Origin of the sequence: Corynebacterium sp. AOP12-C2-36, assembly GCF_052379185.1 — a bacterium.
In the GTDB taxonomy this organism is placed as follows: Bacteria; Actinomycetota; Actinomycetes; order Mycobacteriales; family Mycobacteriaceae; genus Corynebacterium.
On the sequence record NZ_JBQSYJ010000045.1, the window covers coordinates 1 to 5570 of the forward strand.

The window sequence follows — 5570 nt, forward strand, 5'->3', positions numbered from 1 at the left end:
ATTGGTCCTGTCCTGGCGGAGGATGCTCAAGCGCAGAAAGAAGCGCGGGAGGCCGAAGGCTATGTCCCGACTCCCGGGGAGGCTCAGGACCCGCGGTTCCCGGACGGTCCACCAGAACCCGATCCTGAACAGCAGCGACGGGACAACAACAACCTCAGCATCGCGGCCAACAGCAATCAGAACCCGGCCGATGTCCCGCAGGACCCCGCCCCCACACCGGCGACGTACACCCCCGAACAGATCGACGACAACAACGCCCTGGCAACAGCGGCCAACAGTAATCAGAACCCGGCAGACACCGACAGTGCATCGGGTACGAGCGGTGCTGATGCAACCCGCAACGCAGCTCCCATCGGCGCGGGGGCCTCAACGTCTAAGGATCCCGATCCCGACGGCCGCACCGGCGGCACCGCGAACCAACAGCCGTTGACCGATGCGCCCTCGGAGTACGGCCATCAGGTCGCCAAGGATCCTGACGGTGCCTACGACATCGACCCGCTCGGGCTCGACGAGGATTCAGAGGTCATTCGGTTCGACGACGGCTCCGCCCAGATCGAAGAGGACAACGGCGACATCACCCGTTACCTTCCGGCCCCAGAAGATGGCGGGGAGGGTGGAGGCAACTTCGCCGAGAGCATTCACTATGATGCGGCAACCGATCAAACCACCCAGGTGATGATCCAGAATGGTCAGCGTACTGAGGTCACCAAGCCGGGCAAGCCCGATTCTGCCGCCCCGGAAGGATCCCCGGAGGCATCGGGAGCCTTGGGCACGATCCCGACAAACCCGCAAGGGGTATTTGTGGATCCGAACACCCCACGGGCTGATCCAGCGATCGCTGGGCAGGCAGTCCAGGACGTCGGCCCGATTAATCCCGCTGATCCACCGAGTGTGGTCAACCATCCAGGGCAGAACTCTGCCGACGTGAGTCCCGGTGACGGGCAACAGTCCGTGCGGGTGAACCCGCAGACCGGTGAACAGATCGGCCTGGGCACCACCGATAACCCGAAGGAGGGGCCGTTCGTGCCCCGTACCTTCGACTGGGTCCCCGACACCATCAACAACGCGTCTGCGGCAGATGGCAGCGCTGGTGTCAGCGGCGAGCAGGTGTTGGGAGCCGCAGGTACCGCGGCAGGAGCCGTAGGCGATGCCAATCAAGGGGCCCGTGTCGCAAACAATCAAGGAAGAACAGGAAATGGTCCCCGCGTCGGTGAGCATCGAGCGGGAAGCCAAGCAGAAAGGCTCGCGCGCGAAATTGGCGATTCCCGCAATCTCCAACGATTGGGCGCGGTGGGCGATGCTGTAACTCTGGGACAGACAGTAGCGGATGTCATCGACGACCCCGAACATGCCGGAGGAGCTATTGGAAGATCTTTCGGAGGTTTCAGTGCAGGTGCAGCTGGCGTATACGTCGGTGGCACCCTCGGCGCTTTCACAGGTCCAGCAGCGCCCATCTTGGTACCAGCCGGAGCAGCTGCAGGAGGATATATCATGGGCGGTCTTGGCGAGCGAGTATTCGAGCCAGTAGGCCAGGCTATTCAAGATTTCTTCAATTAGAAAGGTGGTACTACCGAAAATATGGATGGCCTGAAGATTTGGGGCGTCATCACTATAGTAGTATATGTCGCAACCCTATTTGCAATCATCCACATTCGCGAACGCTGGTCAGAGTGCCCGAAAAATGAAGAGATAGCAGAAGCTGCATTCTTCAATTTTTCCCTACTGATGTTCACCCCCTTGCTGTCCTTTCCTTTTGTAAATACCTCCATGCTGACATATGTAGGTCTATGTGTTGGATCATTTGCGATTCTAACCGCATCTCGATTCCGAGCGAGCCTAACGATAATCCCCCCATCTCCTCGGTACATCTGGCACGCGGAGAAAACCCTCTTTAGATCCATCATGAGAAAGGACCACCCATGACCCACACCACCTCCACCACCGTGTTCTCCGCGGTGCAGCACCTGCTCGACACCGCCGTGTTGAGCACAACCGCCCCATGGGACAAGGAATGCCTGGAGTACATCGTCGGCGCCCTGGCCCCCCAGTGGGAGGTAGCCATCTCCACGGACAATGTGGCTATCGCCGTACCCACTCCACCACGACCATCGGGTTTTTCCCCCACGGTTGTCGCCTACGGTCACCACTACTCCCCGACGGCATCGTCGACGCTTCCCGCCGCTCTAGCCGACGCGCTGAGACGGGAGGCAACCAGTCCCCTCTACCGCGACACCGTCGTTACTGCGGACCCCGATACCGAGCGGGAGACCACGTTCAGCATGTCGGCGACCTACACCACCGACAGTGGTCACCACGCCAGTGTCACCGAGTACCTTCACCACGATATCGCTAGGGGTGTCGTCTGGGCGGTAATAGCCACCGACGCCGCTGACGAGGGGAGGATCGTTGTAGAGGCATTACGCAATCGCTGATCACGATAACAACGCCCACGCACCGCCCACACACCGCAGCGAATGGAAAGGCCCCCACCATGCCAGATTCCTCGACCCCGTACCCGCCACTGTACGGCCCGCGGCCGCACACCCCACCCCACGATGACCCGGATATCCTCGCTGACCCCCACTACGGCATCAGCTTCAGCCAGGCGATACTACGCGCTTTCCACAAATCCATCGACTTCAAAGGCTACGCCTCCCGAGGTGAATACTGGTGGTTCTTTCTTTTCACCTTCGCCACCAGCTTCCTCCTGACGTTCCTGTCGACAGCTTTCATCTCGCAGCGCGTGTCCGATGTTCTCGGGATGGCCGCGTTTCTGGTGTTTCTGGTTCCCTCTCTATCGCTGTTGTGGCGCAGGTTACACGACGCAGGCTTCTCCGGACTGTGGTTTTTCATCAGCGTCATCCCAATAATCGGAGGTATCGTGGTGTTCATCATGCTGTTGCTACCCACCCGCACAGAGAAACGCTCGCCGGCGTGGGATCACCCAGCGCAGACGACGTTGACACCACAGGCCGATCACCGCAACTGACCCCGAGTCCATGCACCACCGCCAGGCACTCAACGACGAACCCCGAAGCGCACGATGTGGGAGGAAGAATCAATGAGTTCACTGCTGCTATCCATCGTGGGAGTATTCATTACCCTGTCACCGACGATCATCCTGGTGTGGTGGTACGCGAAGAAGCGGTCGAACCGACGTAACGACCGGGACTCAGTACCAGCAATGGAGTTCTTTGATGACTGGTATGGGGGCCCACAGGCCCCGGATACACACCATGGGCGCTGTGCATCTATGCCGGTGAGGCGGGATGCCGGGAACACGGCCGGCGACAATGGCAAGTTGGTGCAGGTCGTCGATCCGGACCGCACGACTTTACTGCCGATCCTGGCCGACCCCGACAAGCAGAAATCCAGCGTCGGGATTGTCGACACTACCGGACGTTCCGACGGAGACACGTGGACCGAAGATCTCGGTAACGGCGAGACCGCAACGCACACCATCGTTGAGGGGACCGGCGGACAGACAGTCGACACCAGAATCGAGCGCGAGGACTGGACGTTCACAGATACCCGTAGCGTGAAAAACGATGTCGGTGGGTGGGACGCCTGGTCCAACAATGACGACGGAACATCCGCATACGCCCAGTCCAACCAGGATGACGGCACCCATTACTCCGAGCACTATGACACTGCGCCGACTCCCCAAGCAGCCGTCCAGCCTGATGTCACCTCGCAGGCCAACTTCGACAACTCGCAAGGCACGGTGGTGGCCGACAATCCGGACGGTAGTCAGTCGTATGGTGACTACCAGCGCACTGGTGACAACCAGTATGAGATGGATGTACAGAACCCGGATGACTCGACATCAGAGGTGCTATCAACTCAGCGTGAGGACGCTGGGGTGAGTACTCAGGTCACGGATCAGGACGGCTCACGGGTAAGTACCGACGGCGGAGCCCCTGTTCCTCTGGATGACGCAGGCAACGATATCTCGCAGAACGGTGACCCGGACCCGAACACCGGGCGTTTCTACGATCCCGATTCCGGGGAGTGGGTCAACGGTGCTGTCCTTGGAGGGGTACCGGTTCGCCGTGGCAATGACGGTAAACTCACTGACCCTGACGGCAACGAAGTCACTGTCGGGACCAACAGTGACACCGGAGAACCAGAAGTGTCCGTGACCGACCCCACGTTCGGGACGTCTGATATTGCCGGGGCGATAAACAGCACCGGAACTGGTATCGGTTTTGGAGCTGCGGAGGAGTCCGCTAAGCGCGTGGGCTCTGAGGCTGATGATCTACTCCGTGCAAGCCGCTGGGGATCGCCTGCGTTTACCGGCGTGGGAGCAGTCGCAGGTGCTGAGATTGACCGCCAGCAGGGAATGCCTGCGGGAGAAGCGTATGTCTCGAACGTCCTTGGCGGAGCTGCCGGTCTGGGCGTGGGTGCAGTTGCCACCCCTGCTATTGCTTCTGGTCTCGCGGCGGTAGGAGTGGCTGCTGCCGCACCTGTAGCCGCGCCAGTTATTGCTGTAGTCGGAGCCGCCGCAGTGGCTACGGCAGTGGGAATCGGCGTCACTAAGGGAATACAGGCACTATGGAAATAACGTACGTGCGAGAACGGAGCGTCGCATCTGCAGCATCCGGATGGGCTGTCATATGCGCAGTTCCCGTTTTCTTCTACTACTTCAGGGTTTCCGATGGTCTATTTTCCATTGTAGATATTGTGGCGTTCACATTCGCCTCAGTGTCCGCTATTTTTTGCATGTCATACTCTGCGGTACCACGGATATTTTATCGGTATGTGCAAAAGCCGCAAGGAGTGGAAGTTAGATCATACCTGACTTCCTTTCTCATTATCTCCATCTTGGCCCTTGTTCCGATGTTTACCCAGATAGCACTATCCAACAGAGAAAAGTCCCCGGTGACCTTCACGATTTTTCTTTGTCTTTCGCTACTTACGCTGGCGACGGTGCTGGTCTACATTGCTATAATACTAAGACTGGAAAGCAATGGTTGCTCATCGGTATACGTTTGCGATGAAGGGATCTTTCTTAAATACGCTGACATCGGCATTTATTGGGATGACGTCACGGATTACAGAAAGTCTCCAAATAATGGTTATAGAGTGTACTACAGAAACGGGTCGCAATCACAGTTCTTGAATCACATAACGTGTGGGAAGTTGGATATCGGGAATATCCTAGAAGCCAGAGTGGGTTCCGGGTCTTAATTGTTTGCAGCCCGCGCTGGCGGTGGTATCATTACCATCGGCCACAGTGAGATCGGCGTTCGTTTCAGCTGACGGGACTGGTGTCACCCGCGGAACTCCTGACAGGATGGAAGGACACGCTTCCACCTGCAGCTAGAAGCATCTCCAGTCACCAAGAAGGGCCCACCCTTCTCAGTAACGGTGCGCGGCTGTGGTCCAGGAACACCTACTCTGTCGAGGGTCTTCATCTGGCCGGGGCATCGTGGTTTGATATACTGATTCCCACCCAGAATGACCTGCCCGCGGATGGGGTATTGGTGCAGCGAGTATTCAACTCGCCGGTCGATGGTCCCGAGTCACAAATAACGGATCTTCCCGACGAGGTAGTCCGTGTTTTGTGG

3 protein-coding genes and 1 pseudogene are annotated in these 5570 nt (G+C 58.4%); all 4 read left to right on the forward strand.

Going from position 1 to position 5570, the window contains the following annotated elements; all coding sequences use genetic code 11:
- A pseudogene (locus ACT3UN_RS16260) lies at positions 1-1557 on the forward strand (hypothetical protein); the annotation flags it as partial.
- Between the two features lie 362 nt (positions 1558-1919).
- A complete protein-coding gene (locus tag ACT3UN_RS16265) occupies positions 1920-2432 on the forward strand; it encodes a hypothetical protein (protein WP_444657626.1) in 513 nt (170 codons plus the stop codon).
- A 59-nt stretch (positions 2433-2491) separates the two neighbouring features.
- Positions 2492-2989 carry a DUF805 domain-containing protein gene (locus ACT3UN_RS16270; protein ID WP_444657627.1) on the forward strand — a complete coding sequence of 166 codons (498 nt, stop codon included), beginning with the start codon at positions 2492-2494 and terminating at the stop codon, positions 2987-2989.
- 72 nt (positions 2990-3061) lie between these two features.
- Positions 3062-4564, forward strand: coding sequence for a hypothetical protein (locus ACT3UN_RS16275; protein ID WP_444657628.1), 1503 nt, complete (start codon positions 3062-3064; stop codon positions 4562-4564).
- Positions 4565-5570 lie beyond the last annotated feature (1006 nt).

Bases quoted from the DNA above. Each gene is read 5' to 3' on its own strand.
- ACT3UN_RS16265 (WP_444657626.1), top strand. From the start codon at position 1,920: ATGACCCACACCACCTCCACCACCGTGTTCTCCGCGGTGCAGCACCTG.
- ACT3UN_RS16275 (WP_444657628.1), top strand. From the start codon at position 3,062: ATGAGTTCACTGCTGCTATCCATCGTGGGAGTATTCATTACCCTGTCA.
- ACT3UN_RS16270 (WP_444657627.1), top strand. From the start codon at position 2,492: ATGCCAGATTCCTCGACCCCGTACCCGCCACTGTACGGCCCGCGGCCG.